This is a genomic window from Nostoc sp., from assembly GCF_054880495.1.
On the sequence record NZ_JBTYKD010000414.1, the window covers coordinates 1 to 2,038 of the forward strand.

General features: G+C 37.3%; 2 protein-coding genes. Both read right to left on the reverse strand.

Annotated elements, in window-relative coordinates:
• Window positions 1-406: 406 nt before the first annotated feature.
• On the reverse strand, window positions 407-820 hold the full coding sequence (locus ACYTXL_RS35015) for a zinc ribbon domain-containing protein (RefSeq protein ID WP_461928583.1): 414 nt from the start codon (window positions 818-820) through the stop codon (window positions 407-409).
• Window positions 789-1,814 (reverse strand): transposase, encoded by a 1,026-nt coding sequence (locus ACYTXL_RS35020; protein WP_461928584.1) that lies wholly within the window; start codon window positions 1,812-1,814, stop codon window positions 789-791. The genes ACYTXL_RS35015 and ACYTXL_RS35020 overlap by 32 nt, the downstream gene beginning before the upstream one ends.
• Window positions 1,815-2,038: the final 224 nt, after the last annotated feature.

Here is a 2,038-nt window from a genome sequence, read left to right on the forward strand (position 1 = left end):
CTGCTTGATAAATTTTATACTTTAATCCTGTCTTTTATTATTTTTGACATAATTAATACTCAGTATAAAAGACCGATTGCAGATATTTTTAAACATAATCGTCAAATGACTTGCTAGCAATCTTTGTGAGATATCTCATCAAGATTAATTCTCATGTAAATCAGTATTTTATTTGCAAATAAAATCACCTTGTACCTAAATATAATTTTTAGCGATCGCTGATTTTTGACCAGACCTCACAAAATCGCATTGCTCCCTTAGAGTACGAGTTCACTGTTTTGAGTGCTGAACTCGTATCAAGATATTTGACTGTTTTTTGTTTTTTAACTCGGTGCTGGAGTATGAGTAATTTCATCTTCACCAGTTGTACTAACAAGAGCCAATGTGGGGTAAGCCAACCCCAGCCCTAAAGGGCGGGGCTTTGTAGTAGCCCTAAGCTATCCGTACTGAGATTACAGCACAAATAACCCGAACCTCTGGGCAAGCTTACAGATTGCCCCAATAAGGAAATCACTTTTGCACCATTCAAATCAGCATCACCATGCCATTCACAGTTACCACACTTAAAATGTTTATCAGACCTCAAGCCAATGTGCAAACATTGGTGGCAGGTTTGACTTGTGTAGGCAGGTGGCACAGCAATTACCTCTACACCTTCCTTAGTTCCTTTGTACTCAAGAAAGTACCGCAATTGATAAAAAGACCAGGAATTAGAACGTCTGCGCTCAACTTTACTCCTTGGTTGAGTGTTGGTACGCTCTCTAATCCCAGTCAAGTTTTCAATAGCCTCATATCTTGCACCTGGAAATAGTAATGTCAATTCCATGACTAAGTGCTAAGGGTCGAAGCCGTTCAATATCTAGTAGCAATAAAGACAAGACTAAATGAGGTAAAAAAGTATATAGTGCAAGGAAAGCAGCTTGACCCCAGTCTAAAGAATCAGGTAAACAGGATGAAAGATACGTCCAATATGCTAATAAATAGGCAGTAATGAATAAGATTAACCAACGATAAATTCCTAAAAGAGTACCTTGTCCAAATCTATCTAAACCAAAACGATGTTTAGCAGTTTTAAACCAACCTTCAATTTTCCAACGACGTTTACCCCACCAGGAAATAGTACTAGCTTTAAGAGGTTGTGTAGAGATAACATATCTTTTAACAAACTTGCCATTATCGCGTTTGAAGTAATACCAAGAAAGAGTGACAGGAAAATCTAATCCAACAAGTCTAACCTGTTGCCCTCGATGATGTAGTAGTTTAACTGGATAACCATTAACCAACTTGCGATTACAACCAATACCAATAACAGCATGATATTTTAGTTTCCGAATATTGTTGATAAAATCCTTAGTACCAAAAGCAGTATCAGCGAGAATTTTCACCCGAAATCGTTTGGTTAAATCTTTGGGTAAATGACCTACCATTCGCAATGCTATTTGAGATGGACTAGCTGTCCCTTTACCTCTCCAGACACGGAAATTCCAAGGAATACGCCATTGTCCAACTACCAAATATAAGACTACTATATGCAAGCCTCGTTTGCCGTTGTAAACGGTTATTAGATTTTTAAATGCTTTAAACTGACCACATTTCTCTAAAGTTGTCAGGTCAACTATTACTTGTAGAAATGCTTTTCTTCCCAATGGACAATGACTGTTAACTTGCTCAATCGCCTGTTGACGAACATGACAAATTAGCTTACGAGTAGGCCATTTATAGGTATTTAAAAATCTACTTAAAGCGCTTTCGGATTTGGATTTGCTGTAGTGTGGCAGAGGTTTTCCATCTGCTGCCAAAAATAGCCCTAGCATTGCTTCCAAGTTATCTCGTTGATAACGACGCTAGCTTCAATACCAGAATCGTATACATTAGGGTATGGGCGTGGGCAAGAATGATTTCCATATTTCTTGCTATTATTTATGTTATCTACGCCCTTTTATCTCATTTTTTGCGAACATATAAAAATATCTTTATGCAGATGACATTATTCCCATCTTTGTATATGTCAATTGTATATATCCTGAGAGTAAGTGTA

What these genes read in the sequence shown, in the direction of transcription:
- ACYTXL_RS35020 (WP_461928584.1), bottom strand. Translation starts at nt 1,814, where the DNA reads ATGCTAGGGCTATTTTTGGCAGCAGATGGAAAACCTCTGCCACACTAC.